The organism is Streptomyces sp. NBC_01474, assembly GCF_035918215.1.
In the GTDB taxonomy this organism is placed as follows: domain Bacteria; phylum Actinomycetota; class Actinomycetes; order Streptomycetales; family Streptomycetaceae; genus Streptomyces; species Streptomyces aureus.
The window spans coordinates 3,267,813-3,286,836 of the sequence record NZ_CP109449.1 but is presented as its reverse complement, the minus strand read 5'-3'; the positions used below and the strand labels follow the sequence as shown (position 1 = coordinate 3,286,836).

At 70.1% G+C, this 19,024-nt stretch carries 19 protein-coding genes; 6 read left to right on the top strand and 13 right to left on the bottom strand.

Going from position 1 to position 19,024, the window contains the following annotated elements; translation table 11 throughout:
* Positions 1-23: 23 nt before the first annotated feature.
* Entirely contained in the window at positions 24-1,121 is a 1,098-nt protein-coding gene (locus tag OG758_RS15335) for a DegT/DnrJ/EryC1/StrS family aminotransferase (RefSeq protein ID WP_326710525.1), read from the bottom strand.
* Positions 1,122-1,450: 329 nt separating this feature from the next.
* On the opposite strand from OG758_RS15335, the gene OG758_RS15330 reads away from it, so the two are divergent.
* Positions 1,451-2,410: a CDP-alcohol phosphatidyltransferase family protein gene (locus tag OG758_RS15330; protein ID WP_326710524.1), complete on the top strand. Its 960-nt coding sequence runs from the start codon at positions 1,451-1,453 to the stop codon at positions 2,408-2,410.
* A gap of 75 nt (positions 2,411-2,485) precedes the next feature.
* On the opposite strand, the gene OG758_RS15325 is transcribed toward OG758_RS15330, so the two are convergent.
* On the bottom strand, positions 2,486-4,741 hold the full coding sequence (locus tag OG758_RS15325; protein ID WP_326710523.1) for an MMPL family transporter: 2,256 nt from the start codon (positions 4,739-4,741) through the stop codon (positions 2,486-2,488).
* Between the two features lie 398 nt (positions 4,742-5,139).
* Between OG758_RS15325 and OG758_RS15320 the strand changes: the two genes are divergently transcribed.
* From OG758_RS15320 to OG758_RS15310, 3 genes are all read left to right on the top strand, one after another.
* The gene (locus OG758_RS15320) at positions 5,140-6,351 is read left to right on the top strand and encodes a S8 family peptidase (protein WP_326710522.1); all 1,212 of its coding nucleotides are present in this window, start codon (positions 5,140-5,142) and stop codon (positions 6,349-6,351) included.
* Between the two features lie 72 nt (positions 6,352-6,423).
* A complete protein-coding gene (locus OG758_RS15315) occupies positions 6,424-6,975 on the top strand; it encodes a DUF1697 domain-containing protein (RefSeq protein WP_326710521.1) in 552 nt (183 codons plus the stop codon).
* Positions 6,968-7,336, top strand: a complete 369-nt coding sequence (locus tag OG758_RS15310) for a nuclear transport factor 2 family protein (protein ID WP_326710520.1) — start codon at positions 6,968-6,970, stop codon at positions 7,334-7,336. Before OG758_RS15315 ends, OG758_RS15310 begins: the two co-directional genes overlap by 8 nt.
* Here OG758_RS15310 and OG758_RS15305 read toward each other — a convergent pair.
* Positions 7,265-7,798 carry a hypothetical protein gene (locus OG758_RS15305; RefSeq protein WP_326710519.1) on the bottom strand — a complete coding sequence of 178 codons (534 nt, stop codon included), beginning with the start codon at positions 7,796-7,798 and terminating at the stop codon, positions 7,265-7,267. The genes OG758_RS15310 and OG758_RS15305 overlap by 72 nt on opposite strands.
* Positions 7,799-7,890: 92 nt before the next feature.
* Here OG758_RS15305 and OG758_RS15300 point away from each other — a divergent pair, with 92 nt between their 5' ends.
* Together OG758_RS15300 and OG758_RS15295 are read left to right on the top strand one after the other, a co-directional pair.
* Positions 7,891-8,898 (top strand): ketopantoate reductase family protein, encoded by a 1,008-nt coding sequence (locus OG758_RS15300; RefSeq protein ID WP_326710518.1) that lies wholly within the window; start codon positions 7,891-7,893, stop codon positions 8,896-8,898.
* Between the two features lie 50 nt (positions 8,899-8,948).
* Positions 8,949-9,536 carry a TIGR03086 family metal-binding protein gene (locus OG758_RS15295; protein ID WP_326710517.1) on the top strand — a complete coding sequence of 196 codons (588 nt, stop codon included), beginning with the start codon at positions 8,949-8,951 and terminating at the stop codon, positions 9,534-9,536.
* A gap of 105 nt (positions 9,537-9,641) precedes the next feature.
* On the opposite strand, the gene OG758_RS15290 is transcribed toward OG758_RS15295, so the two are convergent.
* The 10 genes from OG758_RS15290 to OG758_RS15245 form a co-directional block, all read right to left on the bottom strand.
* Positions 9,642-10,391, bottom strand: coding sequence for a sirohydrochlorin chelatase (locus OG758_RS15290; protein ID WP_326710516.1), 750 nt, complete (start codon positions 10,389-10,391; stop codon positions 9,642-9,644).
* A gap of 7 nt (positions 10,392-10,398) precedes the next feature.
* Complete coding sequence (locus tag OG758_RS15285) at positions 10,399-11,325, bottom strand: ABC transporter permease (protein WP_326710515.1); 927 nt, start codon at positions 11,323-11,325, stop codon at positions 10,399-10,401.
* On the bottom strand, positions 11,312-12,100 hold the full coding sequence (locus OG758_RS15280; RefSeq protein ID WP_326710514.1) for an ABC transporter ATP-binding protein: 789 nt from the start codon (positions 12,098-12,100) through the stop codon (positions 11,312-11,314). Before OG758_RS15280 ends, OG758_RS15285 begins: the two co-directional genes overlap by 14 nt.
* A gap of 49 nt (positions 12,101-12,149) precedes the next feature.
* Positions 12,150-13,265: an aliphatic sulfonate ABC transporter substrate-binding protein gene (locus OG758_RS15275; RefSeq protein WP_326710513.1), complete on the bottom strand. Its 1,116-nt coding sequence runs from the start codon at positions 13,263-13,265 to the stop codon at positions 12,150-12,152.
* A 230-nt stretch (positions 13,266-13,495) separates the two neighbouring features.
* Positions 13,496-14,854 (bottom strand): sulfate adenylyltransferase subunit 1, encoded by a 1,359-nt coding sequence (locus OG758_RS15270; RefSeq protein WP_326710512.1) that lies wholly within the window; start codon positions 14,852-14,854, stop codon positions 13,496-13,498.
* The gene (cysD, locus tag OG758_RS15265; protein WP_326710511.1) at positions 14,855-15,793 is read right to left on the bottom strand and encodes a sulfate adenylyltransferase subunit CysD; all 939 of its coding nucleotides are present in this window, start codon (positions 15,791-15,793) and stop codon (positions 14,855-14,857) included.
* Entirely contained in the window at positions 15,790-16,356 is a 567-nt protein-coding gene (gene cysC, locus OG758_RS15260; protein WP_326710510.1) for an adenylyl-sulfate kinase, read from the bottom strand. The genes cysD and cysC overlap by 4 nt, the downstream gene beginning before the upstream one ends.
* Entirely contained in the window at positions 16,356-17,078 is a 723-nt protein-coding gene (locus OG758_RS15255; protein ID WP_326710509.1) for a phosphoadenylyl-sulfate reductase, read from the bottom strand. The genes cysC and OG758_RS15255 overlap by 1 nt, the downstream gene beginning before the upstream one ends.
* On the bottom strand, positions 17,075-17,254 hold the full coding sequence (locus tag OG758_RS15250; RefSeq protein ID WP_326710508.1) for a hypothetical protein: 180 nt from the start codon (positions 17,252-17,254) through the stop codon (positions 17,075-17,077). Before OG758_RS15250 ends, OG758_RS15255 begins: the two co-directional genes overlap by 4 nt.
* Positions 17,251-18,948 carry a nitrite/sulfite reductase gene (locus OG758_RS15245; RefSeq protein WP_326710507.1) on the bottom strand — a complete coding sequence of 566 codons (1,698 nt, stop codon included), beginning with the start codon at positions 18,946-18,948 and terminating at the stop codon, positions 17,251-17,253. Before OG758_RS15245 ends, OG758_RS15250 begins: the two co-directional genes overlap by 4 nt.
* Between the last annotated feature and the right edge of the window lie 76 nt (positions 18,949-19,024).

The following is a 19,024-nucleotide window of genomic DNA, read 5'->3' as shown; positions in this document are numbered from 1 at the left end:
TCCCGCACGGAGGATCGGCTTGCTCACCGGGCACCTCCGGCGAAGCTCACGGCCCGGGCGATCCGCTCGAGGTCGCCCTGCCCCAGGGTGGGGTGGACCGGCAGCGAGAGCACCGCGGCGGCAGCGCGGTCGGTCTCGGGCAAGGGAGGGCCGGCCGGGTCGTGGTACGGCTTCAGACGGTGGATCGGCGTCGGGTAGTACACCGCGCTGCCGATGCCCTGCCGCGCCAGTTCCTGCTGCAGGGCGTCCCTGCGGCCGTCGGGGACGGCGACGGTGTACTGGTGGTAGACGTGCCGGGCGCCATCTGCCACCTGTGGCACGGGCAGCCCTTCGATACGGGAGTCGAGCACCTTGGCGTTGGCCCGCCGCCGCTCGGTCCACGCGGGAAGCTGCTTCAGCTGCTCGCGGCCGACGGCCGCCGCGACGTCGGTCATCCGCATGTTGGCGCCGACGATCTCGTTCTCGTACCGCTGTTCCATGCCCTGGTTCCTGAGCAGCCTGAGGGTGCGGGCCAGTCGGGGATCGGCTGTGGTGATCATGCCGCCTTCGAGGGCGTGCATGTTCTTCGTCGGATAGAAGCTGAAGCATCCGGCCTGCCCGAACGTGCCGACGTTCTGGCCGTGCAGCGCGGCGCCGTGCGCCTGGCAGGCGTCCTCGACGACGGCGAGGCCGTGGCGTGCGGCGAGCGGCATCAGGTGGTCCATGGCGGCGGGGTGCCCGTACAGATGCACGGGCATCAGTGCCGCGGTGCGCGGACCGATCGCCGCCGCCGCGGCGAGTGGATCGAGGCAGTAGGTGCCGGGCGTGATGTCGGCGAAGACGGGTTCGGCACCCGCCAGGCGTACCGCGTTGGCAGTGGCGGCGAACGAGAAGGAGGGCACCACCACCTCGTCGCCCGCTCCGATGCCGAGCGCCATGAGGCTCAGCTGCAGCGCGGAAGTGCCGGAGTTGACGGCTACACAGTTACGTTCGGCGACCAGCTCCGAGAACTCTTCCTCGAAGGCGGCCACCTCGGGCCCCTGGATGACATGGCCGCTACGCAGGACGCGTACGGCGGCTTCGATCTCGGCTTCGCCGATCACGGGCCGGGCGGCCGGGATGGACAGGCTGGACCCGCACACGGGCAGTCTCCGTTCGAGAGCGAGGGAGTCGGCCTGCCTTTAACCGCAGTTCCGTGTCAGGAGTTTCTGATATCACCACCTATTAACCCGAAAGGCAGTATGCGTAGGATGAGGCGATTTGCCCCGCTCTTCGGGGTGAACGGCGCGAGCGTCAGGTCACTCGATAACGCTCGGGTAACACAGGTGGCGCCTGGCGAAGTCATCGACTTGGCCATGAGGTTCGACCGTTACCTCCGGCCAAAGGTTGCACGCTGCGCTACTTGAACCTCGTATGAAGGGCTTTCTAGCGTGAGATGAACTCACGTCGAACGCCAGGAAGTTGACCAGCCATGCGCCGAGACATACCGCCCCTCGACGAGGTGCGCCGCATCACCCAGAAGAAACGGGACGCGTGGTGGACCGTGCTCCTCGTCGACCCGGTCGCCACGCCGCTGGTGCGGCTGACGGCGATGCGTACGAGGATCACCCCGAACCAGATCACCTGGGGCGCCTTCATCCTGGGCCTCGGCTCCGCCGTCCTCTTCTGGCTGGGCGACTGGCGCTGGCTCATCGCCGGCGCCGTCGTCTACCACCTGTCGTTCATCCTCGACTGCATGGACGGCAAGGTCGCCCGGCTCACCGGCCAGGGGTCGGTCTTCGGCGCCTGGCTGGACTTCGTCTTCGACCGCATCCGCGTCATGGTGTGCGGCGTCGCGCTCATGGCGGGCCAGTACGAACGCACCGGTGACGAGCTCTACATCTGGCTCGCCCTGGCCGTCGTCGGCCTCGACACCCTGCGCTACATCAACTCCCTGGAGATCTTCAAGATCCGCCACTCCATGCGCAAGCAGATCAAGGAGCGGGTGAAGGAGGCGCGGCGCGCGGAGAACGAGGCCGAGCTCGCCTTCATGGAGGACCTCCTGCGCGACAACCCCGAGGCGGACATCGAGCAGGACCTCCAGAAGGCACGCTCGGCCCAGGGGATCGCGGAGGCCGCACCGCAGCCCGCGCCCCAAGTGGTCGACCTGCACCAGGAGTTCAGGAGCCGCTTCCCCGTATATCTGCGGACGCGCTCGTTCCTGCTCCGTCGCCGCATCCGTACCCATCTGATCAGCGGGATCGAGTTCCAGATGGGCGTCTTCATGATCGGCCCGCTGATCGACCAGGTCCTGTGGGCGACGGTCGTCTCCGGAGGGCTCCTACTCCTCTTCGAACTCGCCATCGTTTATAAGCTGTTGCTGTCGACCCGTGACTTCACGCGCACGATCGACTCGTTCGCGGAGCGCGGCCGCCGGGCCGCGGCGGCCTGAACGTGAGAGGGTGCCCCACCGGACCCGACGGTCCCGCGGGGCACCCCCGACGCGTAACTCAGCCCTGCGCCGTCGTCACACCCCCACCCGCTCGTCCGTCACGGCCGGCGGCGGGGGAGCGGCCACCTCGTCGTGCGTCAGGTCGGGCAGCCGGTGCAGCCACTTCGGCAGGTACCAGTTCCGCTCGCCGAGCAGCGCCATCACGGCGGGGAGCAGGATGCCGCGGATGACCGTCGCGTCGATGAGCACCGCGGCCGCCAGGCCTACGCCCATCTGCTTGAACGACTGCATGGACAGCGTCCCGAAGATCGCGAATACGGCCACCATGATGACCGCCGCGCTGGTGACCACGCCCGCGGTCGTCACCACGCCGTGCGTGATCGCGTCCTTGTTCGTACGTCCCTGAAGCCGCGCCTCCCGGATCCGCGACACCACGAACACGTGGTAGTCCATCGAGAGCCCGAAGAGGATCACGAAGAGGAACAGCGGCAGCCAGGAGATGATCGCGCCCACGCCCTCCGCGCCGACCAGGGACGCGCCCCAGCCGTTCTGGAAGACGGCGACCAGGATGCCGTAAGCGGCGCCCACGGACAGCAGGTTGAGGGCGATCGAGGTGATCGCCACCGTCAGTGAGCGGAACGACAGCAGCATCAGCAGGAACGCGAAGACAACGACGAACGCGAACACCGGGACCACCGAGCCGACGATCTGGTCGTTGAAGTCCTTCGATCCCGCGACCTGACCGGTGACGGGCGCCTCGACCCCGTCGACCTTGCCGAGCGTGTCCGGGCGCACCTGGTCTCTGATCAACGCGAGGCTCTTCTCCGCCCTGTCCTGGTCGGAGCCGCCGACCAGCGGGACGCTGATGAACGCCACGTTCTCGCGGCCGTGCACGGTGAGGTCCACCGGGCCGCGCGAGGCGCCCGAACTCACCGCCGCCGCACGGAAGTCGGCGATCGCGCTCCGCACCTCGGGCGCGTTGATGTCGGCGGCCTTGACGACCACCTCGGCCGGCTCGGAGCCGCCGGGGAACGCGTCGTTGAGCCGGTCGTACGTCGCCACGATCGGCAGCGAGTCGCCGAACTCCTGGTCCAGGGTCAGGTTCTGGGTCTTCATACCGAGCGCCGGGGCGGTCACCGCGAGCAGCGCGCCGATCGCGACGACCACGGACACGGCGGGCCGGGCGAGGACGACGCGCAGCACCGCCCGCCAGAACCGGCTGCCTTCCGGAGCCCCGTTTCCGTTACGTCGCCTGCCGCGGTTAAGGAACGGCAGCCGCCCCTTCTCCACGCGCTCGCCGAGCAGCGAGAGCAGCGCCGGCAGCACCGTGACGGAGCCCACCATGGCGACCGCCACGACCATCAGCGAGGCGAGGCCCATCGCCTGGAACTCGGCGAGCCCCGTGAAGAGCATGCCCGCCATCGCCACGCAGACCGTGACACCCGAGACGATGATGGCCCGGCCGCTCGTCGCCGCCGCCACCCGCAGCGCGGTCTGCGGGTCGTGACCCTTCATCCGCTCCTCGCGCTCGCGCCGCAGATAGAACAGGCAGTAGTCGACGCCGACCGCGAGACCCACCAGCAGCATCACGGAGTTGGCGGTGTCGCTCATCGGCTGGAGGTGGCTGACGATGCCCATCAGGCCCATCGTCGCCATGATCGCGGTGACGGCCAGGGCGACCGGGAGGAGGGCGGCGACCAGCGCGCCGAACGCGATGAGGAGGATGCCCAGCGCGACCGGGACCGCCGAGTACTCGGCCCGCTGGAAGTCGTTGCCGAAGGCGTCCTCGAACGTCTTGCCCATGCTCGCGCCGCCGATCTCCTCGATCCGCAGCGAGCCATGGGTCCGCTGGACCTTCTCGACGGCCTTGAGCACCGGTTTCACACGGTCGCTCGCCGTGCCGGGGTCGCCGCGCATGTCGAACTGGACGAGCGCGCTGCGGCCGTCCTTGGAGATCGTCTTCGCCCGCGGGTCGTAGGGCGACGTCACGTTCGTGACGGCGCCCGTGCCCTGGACCGCCCTCACGACCTCGTCGACGGCCCGCCGGAAGCCGGCGTCCGTCGCCCGTACTTTGCCGTCCCTGCCCTGGACGAGCACGGTCTCGCCCGCGGGCTCCTCGATACCGGCGTCGTCGATGATGCGCGCCGCCTGTGTGGTCTCGCCCTGGAGCTGATCGCTGTCCGACACGTCGACGCGGCCGGCGGCCGAGCCGATCCCCATGGCCAGGACCACGAACAGCACCCAGATCCCCACGGCAGCCCATCGGTGCCGCACGCTCCAGCCGCCGGCCCGGGCCGCCAGGCCCCGTACCCGCGTGTCTCGGTTCCCCATGACGGGCTGCCCCCTTGTGTGCGGTGACAGCACCGTGCCGTCACCTCCGTATCGAAGGTATGGGCCCGATAAGTGCGTCTCGTCGTGCTGCCCGGTGAGTCGGCGGGGGCCCGGCTCCTCCTTGCGGGCGGGGCGCGCTCCCCACTCAGGAGGACTCAAGTCCCCTACATCTATAGGGAATTCCCGGAGTCCGAAGTGTCGGGCGAAGCCCGAATTGTTATTACGAAGGCTTGTTGAACAAGTCACAGCTGCATGTAGGTCTTGATCTGGTCGCGTCAATCGGACAGGGTTTCGTGCCAACCCCCGGAGATCTTCCGGAGATTGCCGGGGGATGCGTGAGATCCATCAGTGAACCCCCCACAAACCCCCCCACAGAAACCACGAGGAGACCCCTCTTCATGGCAACTCACAAGCGTGCCCGCAGCACGATGAAACTCACCGCGGCGATAGCCACCGCTGCCACCGCGGTCGGAGTGACCGTCTTCGCGGGCTCCCTGGCCGGCGCCTCGACCCCGGCCGAGGGCAAGGTCTACGGGCTCGACGCCAAGGGCGCCGTCTCCGGCAGCTACATCGTGCTGCTGGACCAGAAGGCGAACACGGACGCCAAGCAGGGCCTCGCCAAGGAGTACGGCGGCAAGCTGAAGCGCGCCTACTCCTCCGCCGTCAACGGATTCTCCGTGAACGGCCTCTCGGAGACCGAGGCCAAGCGCCTCGCCGCCGACTCGTCGGTCTCCAAGGTCGTCCAGAACAAGAAATTCCACATCGACGCGACCCAGGACAACCCGCCGTCGTGGGGCCTCGACCGCATCGACCAGGCGGACACCGCGGGCGACAAGAAGTACACGTACCCGGACAGCGCCGGTGAGGGCGTGACCGCGTACGTCATCGACACCGGCGTCCGCGTCAGCCACAAGGACTTCGGCGGCCGCGCCACCTCCGGCTTCGACGCCGTCGACAACGACGACAACGCCGACGACGGCAACGGCCACGGCACGCACGTAGCCGGGACCATCGCCGGTGAGGCGCACGGCGTCGCCAAGAAGGCGAAGATCGTCGCCGTCCGCGTCCTCGACAACGAGGGCTCGGGCACCACCGAGCAGGTCGTCGCCGGTATCGACTGGGTCACCAAGAACCACCAGGGCCCGTCCGTCGCCAACATGTCCCTCGGTGGCGGCGCCGACGAGGCGCTCGACGCGGCCGTGCAGAAGGCCATCGCCTCCGGCGTCACCTTCGCGGTCGCCGCGGGCAACGAGTCGACCGACGCGTCCGCCGGCTCCCCGGCCCGCGTCAAGGAGGCCATCACCGTCGCCTCCTCCACGAAGGACGACAAGCAGTCCGACTTCTCCAACTACGGCTCCGTCGTGGACATCTACGCCCCCGGCTCGGACATCACCTCCGACTGGAACACCGGCGACGACGCCACCAACACCATCTCCGGTACGTCGATGGCGACCCCCCACGTCGTGGGCGCCGCCGCCGTCTACCTGAGCGGTCACAAGGACGCGACCCCCGCGGACGTCTCCAAGGCGCTGACGGACGGTGCGACCCCCGACAAGATCTCCAACGCGAGCGAGGGCACGCCGAACAAGCTCCTCAAGATCGTCGAGTAGCACCGCAGCACCCCTGACCGGCGGCCGCCGTGCCCTCCCCCACGGGGCGCGGCGGCCGCCTATCGTGTCCCCATGGCGACAAAGGCGTACGCGGCACTGCTCCGCGGCATCAATGTGGGCGGCAGCAAAAAGGTCCCGATGGCGCGGCTTCGCCCCCTGATCGAAGGGCTCGGGCACGACGACGTACGGACCTATCTCCAGAGCGGCAACGCGACGTTCACCAGCCACCACGGCGACGAGGAGACTCTCGCGGCCGAGCTGAGTGAGGCCATCGAGAAGGAGTTCGGCTTCGCCGTGGACGTGATCGTCCGCGACCACGCCTACCTCGCGTCGGTTGCGGACGCGTGCCCCTTCGACGCCGGCTCGCTCGAAGGCAAACAGCTGCACGTCACCTACTTCTCCGGGCCCGTCGACCCCGAGCGGTTCGCCCCCGTCGACCCGGCCGCGTTCGCCCCCGAGGACTTCCGGCTCGGCCCGCGCGAGCTGTACCTCTACGCCCCCGAGGGCCTCGGCAGCTCGAAGCTCGCCGTCGCGCTCTCCCGGCCGGCCCTGAACAAGGGCCTCATCGCCACCAGCCGCAACTGGAACACCGTCGTCAAGCTCGTGGAGATGACCGGTGCCTGAGCTCGACGCCGCTGTCGAGGCCGCCATCGAGGGGGAACTGCGTCTGCTCGATCCGGCCGTGCGCCGTTCCCCGGAGCTGCTCGGCGCGCTGCTGCACCCCGACTACTTCGAGTTCGGCTCGTCGGGCCGCCGCTGGGACCGCGCCGCGATCATCGCCGAACTCTCCGCCACGCGCGAACCGGGCATGCGGCCCCTCACCGTCTCGCGGATGAAAGGCGTGCGGCTCGCCCCCGGCCTCGTCCATCTGACCTTCGAGACCGACCGCAACGGCGCCTGCGCACACCGCAGTTCACTGTGGCGGCAAGGCGTCGAGGGGTGGCTGCTCTACTTCCATCAGGGGACACCGTTCAGCCGGGAATGAGCGCGTCGCGGTGACGTCACCGCGACGGCTTCGAGCGGGAGCGCGGACCTCTTTGGCGACGCCCGCGACGACGCAGGCCCCGATGGCTCCGGCGACCGTGACCAGGACGTACGTGGGATACAGGTCGTCCCCCGACGGGTACCGCTCGCCGCAGAGCCGCACCACGTCGGGGCGGTCGCGGTCGGCCTCCAGACACACCCGGTGCCCGACCCCGGGACTGCCGGTGCCCGCGCCCAGCGATCTCCTGACGGTGTGCCGGCGGCCCTGGACCTCGTACGCGATCACCTGCTCGTAGCCGCTCTTCGGCACGTGCTCGACGGCGGTGACGACGCCGGTGACGCGGACCGGAGCCGCGTCGATCCGCTCCGCCTGCCGCCACTGCCGGGAGGCCGAGCAGCCGCCGAGAACCGCCACGAGCAGGCAGAGGAGTCCGGCCCCCCAGAGGGCCAAGCGGGTACGCACGGGGAGCAGGCTCGCACGCCTCGGTGCGCGGAGCGCGAGAGTTTGCCCGATCGTGAGTGGCCCCTACAGCCTTCTGTGACAGGCTCGTTGGCATGCGCTACCTCATCATCGGAGCAGGAGCGGTCGGCGGCGCCCTCGGCGGCCGGCTCGCACAGGCCGGGCACGACGTCGTCCTCGTCGCCCGCGGCAAGCAGTACGAGGCACTGCGGGACCACGGGCTGCGGCTCGTCACCCCCGACGGCCCGTACATCCACCGCCTCCCGGTCGTCGCCGGGCCCGAGGAGCTCGGCGAACTGAGCCCGGACGACGTCCTCGTGCTCGCCGTGAAGACCCAGGACAGTGTCGCGGCGCTCGAAGCGTGGGCCGGGCGGCCGGTCGCCGGAGGCGGCACCGCCGCCGAGCGGCTCCCGCTGGTCTGCGCGCAGAACGGAGTGGAGAGCGAGCGCCTCGCGCTGCGGCTCTTCCGGCGCGTGTACGGCATGTGCGTGTGGCTGCCCGCCACGTTCGTCGAGCCCGGAGTCGTGTCCGCCGCGGGCACACCGCTCACCGGCATCCTGCACATCGGCCGGTACCCGGGAGGCACCGACGAGACCGCCCACCGCATCTCCGGCGACCTGGAGAAGTCCTTCTTCGAGGCGCCCGTCGTGTCCGACGTGATGCGCTGGAAGTACGCCAAGCTTCTCGGCAACCTGGCCAACGCGATCGAGGCCGTGTCCGGGGTGATCGCCGGCGAGGAGGGGCTCGCCCTCCACGGGCGCGCCCGCGCGGAGGGTGAGGCCGTGCTCGGCGCGGCGGGCATCGCGTTCGCCTCCAAGGAGGAGGAGAAGGAGTCCCGCGCCGACAAGATCCGGTTCGAGCCCTTCGACGGCTCGGAACGCAGCGGCGGCTCGTCGTGGCAGTCCCTCAGCCGGGGCACGGGCACCATCGAGTCCGACTACCTCAACGGCGAGATGGGCCTGCTCGGACGGCTGCACGGCGTGCCGACCCCGGTCAACGACGCCCTGCAGTCGGTGGCCGACCGCTTTGCACGCGAGCGCCGGCCGGCCGGGTCCATGACGATCGCGGACCTTGTGGCGGAGGCCGATACGGCGAAGCGATAGCTGTCGCATTTCTTCAAGCCGCCGGCGGCCCCGCGCGAGACGCTTTCCGCATGGAAACCGAGTACACCTCCATGATCGAGTACACGTCGATGAAGGAATGCGCCGCGGAGGCCGCCAGGGTCGCGCGCGGGGTCGACGCGGCGCGCCTGCCCGAGCCGAGCGGGTGCGGCGACTGGGACGTTCGCACCCTCGTCAACCACTGGGTCCTCTACTCCGCGCACGGCCTGGAGCACCGGGCCCTGCGCAAGCAGCTCCCCGACGAACTGACGGCCCGCGACTTCACCGGCGACACCGACTGGGCCGAGGCCTACGCGGCACAGCTCGAACGGGCCGTCGCCGCCTGGTCCGACCCGCAGGTCTGGGAGGGCGAGATCGACCTGGGCTTCGCGAAGACGCCTGCGCCCGAGATCGCCCGCCTCCTCGTCGCCGAACTGGCCCTCCACGGCTGGGACGTGGCCCACGCCACCGGCCAGAAATTCCAGCTCCCCGACGCCACGGCCCGCCTGCTGCTCGACGTGGTCGAGGCGAACGCGGAGGAATACCGCAGGTACGACGGCTTCGCCGACGCGATCCCGGTGCCGGCCGACGCGCCTTTGTTCCATCGGGCGCTTGCGCTGAGCGGGCGGGATCCGCGCTGAATGGCGAAGAGAAACTGAACGCCTCGGAGGACCTGAACGCCTCGGAGGAAGCGAATGCCTCGGAGAAGACGGGATGAGGGGACGGCGGTCTCCTGACGCGTCGCGTCAGGCGCCCACCGCCACCAACTCCCGTACCGTCGCCGCCTCATAGCGGCGCACGAGCAGCCGTGCCACCTCCGGGGCCGGGCCCAGTACGTCCGCGAGGACGTCCGCTTCACAGGCGCCGCGGGCGATGCGGTCCGGGAGGAAGCCGGGGGCCAGGACGTAGGGGGCGACCGCCACCCGGCGGACGCCCTCGGCGCGCAGCCGCGCCACGGCGTCCTCCGTGCGGGGCAGAGATGCGGAGGCGAACGCAGGTCGCACGGCGCACCAACCGGTGTGCCGCCACTCCCGCGCGATTTCAGCGATCACTGCGATCGCCTCCGGGTCGGTGGAGCCCGCCGAGGCCAGGACGACCCCGGTCGTGGGCTTGTCGGCCGGGGTGAGCCCGGCCTCGTACAGACGGCGTTCGAGCGCCGCCGTCAGGAGCGGCGAGGGGCCGAGCACCTCCGCCTGGCGGATCCGCAGCCGGGCCGGGGCCTGCCGCAGGACAGCCGGGATGTCCGCCTTCGCGTGGAACGCGCGCGTCAGGAGCAGCGGGAGCGCGACCACGTCACGCACACCCTCCGCCGCCAGGGACTCCAGGACGCCGTTCACCGAGGGGACATTGAAGTCCAGGAACCCCGTCTCCACGCGCAGCCCCGGCCGCAGCGCCCGTACTTCGCGTACGAGCGCGTGGACAGTCGCGGCATGGCGTGGATCGCGGCTGCCGTGAGCGATCACGAGCAGGACCGGGCGGGCGGGGCGCTGGTGCATGGCGGGGTCAGCTCCTCACCAGGAGGCCGCGGCTGCGAAGGACGCGCCGCTCCAGGGGGCTGAAGATCAGCAGGTCGATGGCGATGCCGACGATCAGGATCAGGAAGATGGCGAGGAAGACCATCGACATGGAACTGGCGTTGCGGCCGTTCTCCAGGAGCTGGCCGAGGCCGATGCCCAGGTCCGGCGACGAGGCGATGATCTCCGCGGCCATCAGCGAGCGCCACGAGAACGCCCAGCCCTGCTTCAGGCCGGCGAGATAGCCGGGCAGCGCGGCCGGGAGCACGATGTGCCAGGTGTGCCGCAGGCCCGTCGCGCCGAGGGTGCGGCCGGCCCGCAGGAACAGCGGCGGCACCTGGTCGACGCCCGACACGAGGCCGTTGGCGATCGAGGGGACCGCGCCGAGCAGGATCACGGCGTACATCATCGTGTTGTCGAGGCCCAGCCAGATCACGGCCGGCGGGACCCAGGCGACCGAGGGCAGCGACTGGAGGCCGGACAGGATCGGGCCGATCGCGGACCGGATGAACCGGACCCGGGCGACGACCAGGCCGAGCGGGGTGCCGATCGCCAGCGCCAGCAGGAAGCCGAGCAGGCCGCGCGACACACTCGTCCAGATGTAGTCGAGAAGCGTCCCCTGCAACCACGCGTCGGACACCTCGGCCCACACCGCGGACGGCGAGGGCAGCTTGCTCGGGTCGTCGACGATCTTGAACGACACCAGTCCCTGCCACACGATCAGGACCAGGAGCACCGCCGTCAGCGGCGGCAGCACCTTCTGGACCAGCGTCTGGCGCAGCGGGACGCGGGTGCTCTGGACGGTCTCCAGGGCGTCGAGCCCCGCCTCGAGACCGGACATGTCGTGCCGGCCGCCGTCCTTGACGGCGGCCGGGCCCGCGCCTTTGGTCGCGGTCGTCGTCTCAGTGCTGGCCATGGCGGCGGATCTCCCCACGCAGTTGTTCGGTGATCTCGACGGACAGTTCCGCCACGGCGGTGTCCTCGATGCGGCGCGGCTGCGGAATGTCGACCCGCCACTCGTGCGCCACCCGGCCCGGCCGCGAAGAGAGCAGTACGACCCGCTCGGCGAGCCGCACCGCCTCGCGGACGTTGTGCGTGACGAACAGGACGGAGACGTTCGTCTCGCGCCAGATACGGGTCAGCTCGTCGTGCAGCACGTCGCGCGTGATGGCGTCGAGCGCGGCGAACGGCTCGTCCATCAGCAGCAGCTGGCTGTCCTGCGCGAGCGCCCGGGCCATCGCCACGCGCTGGCGCATACCGCCGGACAGCTCGTGCACCCGCTTGCCGTACGCGCCGTTCAGCCGGACGAGCTCCAGGAGCTCCTCCGCCCGCGTGCGGCGGTCCGCCTTCGCGACGCCGCGCAGCTTCAGGGCCAGTTCGATGTTCTTGCCCGCGGTCAGCCACGGGAAGAGGGCGTGCTCCTGGAACATCAGGGCCGGCCGGCCCTGCGTGCTGATCTCGCCCGACGAGGGCCGGTCGAGGCCCGCGACCAGGTTGAGCAGCGTCGACTTCCCGCAGCCCGAGGCTCCCAGGAGGGTGACGAACTCGCCCGGAGCGACATCGAGCGTGATGTCGTCCAGGACGAGCTGCTGCCCGGCGGGCGTGGCGAAGGACTTCGAGACGTGCTCGATCCGCGCGGCGTGGCCGGTGATCTCCGTGCCGTCCACGGCCTTGGCGAGTGTCGTTGCCATGGTCGTCACCTCCTGGGAACTCAAGCGATTACGGGATTGCCTGACGCGGTTACTTGACGCCGAGGCCGGCGTCGGCCAGCGCGCCCTTGCCCTCGGCCTTGAGGACCTTGTTCAGCGGTGCGAGGTCGTAGATGCCCTTGAGGTCGGGCTTCTCCAGCAGGCCCGCCTTCACCGCGTGCGCCGCCTCGGTGTCGAGGGTCGAGGCCAGCGGGTCGTCGGTGAACTGGATCGACTTCCACGCCGGGTCGAGCACGTCCGCGGGCAGCGCCTTGCCGGAGTCGGCCGCCAGCTGCTTGTTGGCCGCGGCCTTCGCCTCGTCCGGGTTGGCGTTGATCCACGCGTTCGTCTTCACCGAGCCGCGCAGCACGGCCTCGACGACGTCCGGGTGCTCCTTGAGGAACTTCTGCGACACGATGATGTTCGTGATCACGAACTTCTTGTCGGGCCACAGGTCGGACTCGTCGAGGAGGACCTTGCCGCCCTCGGCCACGAGCTTGGACGCGGTCGGCTCCGGCACCCAGGCGCCGTCGATGGAGCCGGACTTGTAGGCGTCCGGGGTGATCTTGTTGTCCGTGCGGACCACGGAGACGTCGCCCTTGCCGCTGTTGGCGTCGACCTTCCAGCCCTTCTCGGCGATCCAGTTGAGGAACGCGACGTCCTGCGTGTTGCCGAGCTGCGGGGTGGCGATCTTCTTGCCCTTGACGTCGTCCAGGGACTTGATCTTCTTCGGGTTCACCACGAGCTTCACACCGCCGGACGCCGAACCGCCGATGATGCGCAGGCTCTTGCCCTGGGACTTCGTGAAGCCGTTGATCGACGGCGAGGGGCCGATCCAGCCGATGTCGATGGAGCCGCCGTTGAGCGCCTCGATCTCGGACGGGCCCGCGTTGAAGGTCTGGTACTTGGCCTGCGTGCCCTTGAGCTCCTTCTGGAAGAAGCCCTTCTGGTTGCCCACGAGGGCGGTGCCGTGCGTCAGGTTGCCGAAGTAACCGATCTTCACGGTGTCGGCGGAGAGCTTCTTGCCGTTGGCAGCGACGTTCGTCTTGCCGGACGTGTCGTCCTTGGCATCGGAGCCGTAGCCGCAGGCCGTCGCGGCGAGCGCGAGGAGCGGCAGGGCGGCGACGGCGGCGAGGCCGCGGCGCCAGGAGGCGGAGTTGGCAGGCACGGGAGGTGGTCCTCTCGTTGGCCCGGCGGTCACGCTCTCAGGGCGTGGCCGGGAGGTCGGCAGGGTTTCGTCTTCGTACGAACAGGTCGCGGGGGGTGTGGGCGCGCAGGCAGTGCGCGTACGTCAGCACGCACATCGCCCGACCCCGCCCTGGCCCGCGCCGAGGGTGCCGCTGCCGACGCGGCCGCCCTCTTTCGCGAACGTCGCATAGATGTCGATGGAGGTCATGACTAGAAGTCCCAGCCGTCGTCGTCTGTGGCCTGCGCGGTCTCTTCCGCGTGGACCGCCTGCGGCTTGCCGGCGAACGCCTCGCCCGCCATGCCGGCGGCGAGCGTCGTCCCGTCGGCCGGGTCGATGAGGAGGAACGACCCGGTGCGGCGCGAGTCGGCGTAGTCGTCGAGCGCGATCGGCTCGGCGGTGCGGACCTTGACACGGCCGATGTCGTTGGCGACCAGCTGCCCCGGCTCGGGGTGCTGGGACAGGTCGTCCAGGGTGAGCCGCGAGGGGATCTCCTTGACGATCGCCTTGACCGTGCGCGTCGTGTGCTTGAGCAGCACGCGCTGGCCGACGGCGAGAGGCTGGTCGGCCACGTGGCAGACGGTCGCCTCGACGTCCTGCGAGGTGGCGGGCGCGTCGCCGCTCGGCACGATCAGGTCGCCGCGCGAGATGTCGATGTCGTCCTCCAGGAGGAGGGTCACCGACTGCGGCGTCCACGCCACGTCGACCGACTTGCCCAGCAGGTCGATCCCGGAGACCTTCGACGTGCGGCCGGACGGCAGCACCGTGACGGACTCGCCGACGCGGAACGTGCCGGCCGCGATCTGGCCCGCGTAACCGCGGTAGTCGGGGTGCTCGGCGGTCTGCGGGCGGATGACGACCTGGACGGGCAGCCGGGCGTGGCAGCTCGTCAGGTCGTGGCTGACCGGGACCGTCTCCAGGTGCTCAAGGACGGTCGGGCCGCCGTACCAGTCCATGTTCGCGGACGGCTCCACGACGTTGTCACCGGCGAGCGCGGAGATCGGGATCGCGGTGATCTCGGGAACGCCCAGGTCGGACGCGTACGCCGTGAACTCCTCGGCGATCTTCGCGAAGACGGGCTCCGCGTAGTCGACGAGGTCCATCTTGTTCACCGCGAGCACCACGTGCGGGACGCGCAGGAGCGCGGCGACGGCGGCGTGCCGGCGGGTCTGCTCGATGACGCCGTTGCGGGCGTCGACGAGGACGACGGCGAGGTCGGCGGTGGACGCGCCGGTCACCATGTTCCGGGTGTACTGCACATGGCCCGGGGTGTCGGCCAGGATGAACCGGCGCCGGGGCGTGGCGAAGTAGCGGTAGGCGACGTCGATGGTGATGCCCTGCTCGCGCTCGGCACGCAGGCCGTCGGTGAGCAGCGCCAGGTCGGGCGCCTCCTGACCGCGGCTGCGGGACGCGTGCTCGACGGCCTCCAGCTGGTCCGTGAGGACCGACTTGGAGTCGTGCAGCAGGCGGCCCACGAGGGTGGACTTGCCGTCGTCGACGGAACCGGCGGTGGCGAACCGCAGCAGGGTGGTGGCCGACAGGTCGGCCAACTGCTCTGTGGTGGTGCTCATTTAGAAATACCCCTCGCGCTTGCGGTCTTCCATCGCGGCCTCGGACATCTTGTCGTCGGCGCGGGTCGCGCCCCGCTCGGTGAGCCGGGAGGCGGCGATCTCGGTGATCACGGCGTCCAGCGTCGTCGCGTCGGAGTCGACGGCGCCGGTGCACGACATGTCGCCGACCGTGCGGTAGCGGACGAGGCGCTTCTCGACGCTCTCGCCCTCCTTGGGGCCGCCCCACTCACCGGCGGTCAGCCACATGCCCGAGCGCTTGAAGACGTCCCGCTCGTGCGCGAAGTAGATCTCCGGCAGTTCGATGCTCTCGCGGGCGATGTACTGCCACACGTCGAGCTCGGTCCAGTTGGACAGCGGGAAGACGCGCACGTGCTCGCCGGGGGCGTGGCGGCCGTTGTACAGCTGCCACAGCTCGGGGCGCTGGCGGCGCGGGTCCCACTGGGAGAACTCGTCGCGCAGGGAGAACACGCGCTCCTTGGCGCGGGCCTTCTCCTCGTCGCGGCGCCCGCCGCCGAAGACGGCGTCGAAGCGCTCCGCCTGGATCTTCTCCGTCAGCGGCACCGTCTGGAGCGGGTTGCGCACCCCGTCGGGACGCTCCTTCAGGGCGCCCCGGTCGATGTACTCCTGTACGGACGCGACGTGCAGCCGCAGCCCGTGCTCGGCGACGGCGCGGTCGCGGTACTCGAGGACCTCGGGGAAGTTGTGCCCGGTGTCGACGTGCAGCAGCGTGAACGGCACCGGCGCCGGCGCGAACGCCTTGAGCGCCAGGTGCAGCATCACGATGGAGTCCTTGCCGCCGGAGAAGAGGATCACCGGCCGCTCGAACTCGCCCGCGACCTCACGGAAGATGTGCACGGCCTCGGACTCGAGGGCGTCCAGGTGCGAGAGCGCGTACGGGCTGTCGGTCTCTTCGCCTGTGGTGGGTGCGACGGTCGTCATGAGAGACCCCTCTCGGTGAGCAGCGCGTAGAGCGCCGCCGCGGACTCCTGCACGGTCTGGGTGTGCGACTCGATGCGCAGGTCGGGCGATTCGGGCGCCTCGTACGGGTCGTCGACCCCGGTCAGCCCGGAGATCTCGCCCGCCGCCTGCTTCGCGTACAGGCCCTTCACGTCGCGCACGGAGCAGACCTCGACGGGCGTGGCCACGTGCACCTCCAGGTAGCCGGTGCCGCCGACCTGGTGGCGCTTGCGTACGGCCTCGCGGCTGTCCGCGAACGGTGCGATCACCGGGACGAGCGTCAACACGCCGTTGCGGGCGAGGAGTTCGGCGAGGAAGCCGATGCGCTGCACGTTCGTGTCGCGGTCCGCGCGGCTGAAGCCGAGGCCCGCCGAGAGGAACTCGCGGATCTCGTCGCCGTCGAGTACCTCGACGCGGCGGCCGTCGGTGCGCAACTGCTCGGCGAGCTCGTTGGCGATGGTGGTCTTGCCCGCGCTCGGCAGACCCGTGAGCCAGACGGTGGCTCCGGTCACTTGCTTCTCCAAAGTCTCTGTGGTTCCGGGCATCAGCCGTGGATCCCGCACTCGGTCTTGTTGCGTCCCGCCCAGCGGCCGGCCCGCGCGTCCTCGCCCTCGAGCAGGCGCCGGGTGCAGGGGGCGCAGCCCACAGACCCGTAGCCGTCCATGAGCAGGGGGTTGGTCAGCACACCGTGCTCGGCGACGTACGCCTCGACGTCGTCCTGCGTCCAGCGGGCGATCGGCGAGACCTTCACCTTGCGGCGCTTCTCGTCCCAGCCGACGACCGGGGTGTTCGCCCGCGTCGGGGACTCGTCGCGGCGCAGTCCCGTGGCCCACGCCGTGTACGAACTCAGGCCGTCCTCAAGGGGCTTGACCTTGCGCATGGCGCAGCACAGGTCGGGGTCGCGGTCGTGCAGCTTCGGCCCGAACTCGGCGTCCTGCTCGGCGACGGTCTGCCGGGGCGTGAGCGTGATGACGTTCACGTCCATCACGGCCTCGACGGCGTCCCGGGTGCCGATGGTCTCCTCGAAGTGGTAGCCGGTGTCGAGGAAGACGACGTCCACGCCGGGCCTGGCGCGCGAGGCGAGGTGGGCGACGACCGCGTCCTCCATGGAGGAGGTCACGCAGAAGCGCTTGCCGAAGGTGTCGACAGCCCACGTGAGGATCTCCAGGGCGGACGCGTCCTCCAGGTCGCGCCCGGCCCGCTCCGCGAGTTCCCGCAGGTCGGGCTCGGTCCGGTCGGCGACCTCAGTGGCCTGAGTGGTCGTCATATGTCTTCCCCTCCACCGTCGTTGCGCTGAACTCCCCGGGTCAGCAACCCCAGGAACTTCAACTGGAAGGCCCGATTGCACGCCGCGCATTCCCACGCGCCGTGCCCGGTCTCGTTCGGACGCAGGTCCTCGTCACCGCAGTAGGGGCAGTGGAACGGGGCGGCTCGCTCGCTCACGACAAGGCCTCCTCGGACGCGCGCGCCGTCCACGTGGCGAAGCGCTCGCCGTCCTCGCGCTCCGCCTGGAAGCGCTTGAGGACCCGCTCGACGTAGTCGGGGAGCTCGGCCGCGGTGACCTTCAGGCCGCGGACCTTGCGGCCGAACCCGGCCTCGAGGCCCAGCGCGCCGCCCAGGTGCACCTGGTAGCCCTCGACCTGGTTGCCGTCCTGATCGAGCATCAGCTGGCCCTTGAGACCGATGTCCGCGACCTGGATACGGGCGCAGGCGTTGGGGCAGCCGTTGATGTTGATGGTGAGGGGCTCGTCGAACTCCGGGACGCGGCGCTCCAGTTCGTCGATCAGCGAGGCGCCGCGCGCCTTCGTCTCGACGATCGCGAGCTTGCAGAACTCGATGCCGGTGCAGGCCATGGTGCCGCGCCGGAAGGGGGACGCGTTGACCTTCAGGTCCAGCGCCTCCAGCTCGGCCACCAGCGACTCGACCTGGTCCTCGGCCACGTCGAGCACGATCATCTTCTGCTCGGCGGTGGTGCGCAGCCGGCCGGAGCCGTGGGCGCCCGCGATCTCGGCGATCTTGGTGAGGGTCGTGCCGTCCACGCGGCCGACGCGGGGCGCGAATCCGACGTAGAAGAGGCCGTCGTTCTGGGGGTGCACGCCGAGGTGGTCGCGCCAGGTGCCGGCGGGCTGCTCGGGCGCGGGGCCGTCGACGAGCTTCCGCTGGAGGTACTCGTCCTCCAGGACCTGCCGGAACTTCTCGGTGCCCCAGTCGGCGAGCAGGAACTTCAGGCGGGCGCGGGTGCGCAGGCGGCGGTAGCCGTAGTCGCGGAAGATGCCGATGACGCCGCCGTACACGTCCGGCACCTCGTCGAGCGGCACCCAGGCGCCGAGGCGCTGGCCCAGCTTGGGGTTGGTGGACAGGCCGCCGCCGACCCAGAGGTCGAAGCCGGGGCCGTGCTCGGGGTGGTTCACGCCGACGAACGCGATGTCGTTGATCTCGTGCGCCACGTCGAGCTGCGGGGAGCCGGAGATCGCGGTCTTGAACTTGCGCGGCAGGTTCGAGAACTCCGGGTTGCCGATGAAGCGCCGCTGGATCTCGTCGATGGCGGGCGTGCCGTCGATGATCTCGTCGGCGGCGACCCCGGCGACGGGCGAGCCGAGGATGACGCGGGGCGTGTCACCGCAGGCCTCGGTGGTGGAGAGTCCGACCGCTTCGAGGCGCCGCCAGATCTCCGGCACGTCCTCGATGCGGATCCAGTGGTACTGGACGTTCTGCCGGTCGGTGATGTCGGCGGTCCCGCGGGCGAACTCCTGCGAGATCTCGCCGATGACGCGCAGCTGCTCGGTGGTCAGCCGGCCGCCGTCGATACGGACGCGGAGCATGAAGTACTCGTCGTCCAGCTCCTCCGGCTCCAGGATCGCGGTCTTGCCGCCGTCGATCCCGGGCTTGCGCTGGGTGTAGAGCCCCCACCAGCGCATGCGGCCCCTGAGGTCGTTGGGGTCGATGGAGTCGAAGCCGCGCTTCGAGTAGATCGTCTCAATGCGTGTCCGCACATTGAGACCGTCGTCGTCCTTCTTGAACTGCTCGTTGCCGTTGAGCGGCGTGAAGTGACCCACGGCCCACTGGCCCTCGCCGCGGTGACGGCTCACCTTGCGGCGCGGCGCGGCGGTCGTGGGCTTTTCAGGGATGGCAGCCATGGGTGTACGTCCTTCAGGCGGGCGGCGGCTCTGACAGCTTTGACCAGCACACTTCGCGCGAGGGCGCGGCGGTGCG

Coding starts and splice junctions, on each gene's coding strand:
- OG758_RS15330 (WP_326710524.1), top strand. CDS start 1,451: ATGCGCCGAGACATACCGCCCCTCGACGAGGTGCGCCGCATCACCCAG.
- OG758_RS15280 (WP_326710514.1), bottom strand. CDS start 12,100: ATGGCAACGACACTCGCCAAGGCCGTGGACGGCACGGAGATCACCGGC.
- OG758_RS15245 (WP_326710507.1), bottom strand. CDS start 18,948: ATGGCTGCCATCCCTGAAAAGCCCACGACCGCCGCGCCGCGCCGCAAG.
- OG758_RS15255 (WP_326710509.1), bottom strand. CDS start 17,078: ATGACGACCACTCAGGCCACTGAGGTCGCCGACCGGACCGAGCCCGAC.
- OG758_RS15285 (WP_326710515.1), bottom strand. CDS start 11,325: ATGGCCAGCACTGAGACGACGACCGCGACCAAAGGCGCGGGCCCGGCC.
- OG758_RS15290 (WP_326710516.1), bottom strand. CDS start 10,391: ATGCACCAGCGCCCCGCCCGCCCGGTCCTGCTCGTGATCGCTCACGGC.
- OG758_RS15300 (WP_326710518.1), top strand. CDS start 7,891: ATGCGCTACCTCATCATCGGAGCAGGAGCGGTCGGCGGCGCCCTCGGC.
- OG758_RS15270 (WP_326710512.1), bottom strand. CDS start 14,854: ATGAGCACCACCACAGAGCAGTTGGCCGACCTGTCGGCCACCACCCTG.
- OG758_RS15295 (WP_326710517.1), top strand. CDS start 8,949: ATGGAAACCGAGTACACCTCCATGATCGAGTACACGTCGATGAAGGAA.
- cysD (WP_326710511.1), bottom strand. CDS start 15,793: ATGACGACCGTCGCACCCACCACAGGCGAAGAGACCGACAGCCCGTAC.
- cysC (WP_326710510.1), bottom strand. CDS start 16,356: ATGCCCGGAACCACAGAGACTTTGGAGAAGCAAGTGACCGGAGCCACC.
- OG758_RS15325 (WP_326710523.1), bottom strand. CDS start 4,741: ATGGGGAACCGAGACACGCGGGTACGGGGCCTGGCGGCCCGGGCCGGC.
- OG758_RS15315 (WP_326710521.1), top strand. CDS start 6,424: ATGGCGACAAAGGCGTACGCGGCACTGCTCCGCGGCATCAATGTGGGC.
- OG758_RS15320 (WP_326710522.1), top strand. CDS start 5,140: ATGGCAACTCACAAGCGTGCCCGCAGCACGATGAAACTCACCGCGGCG.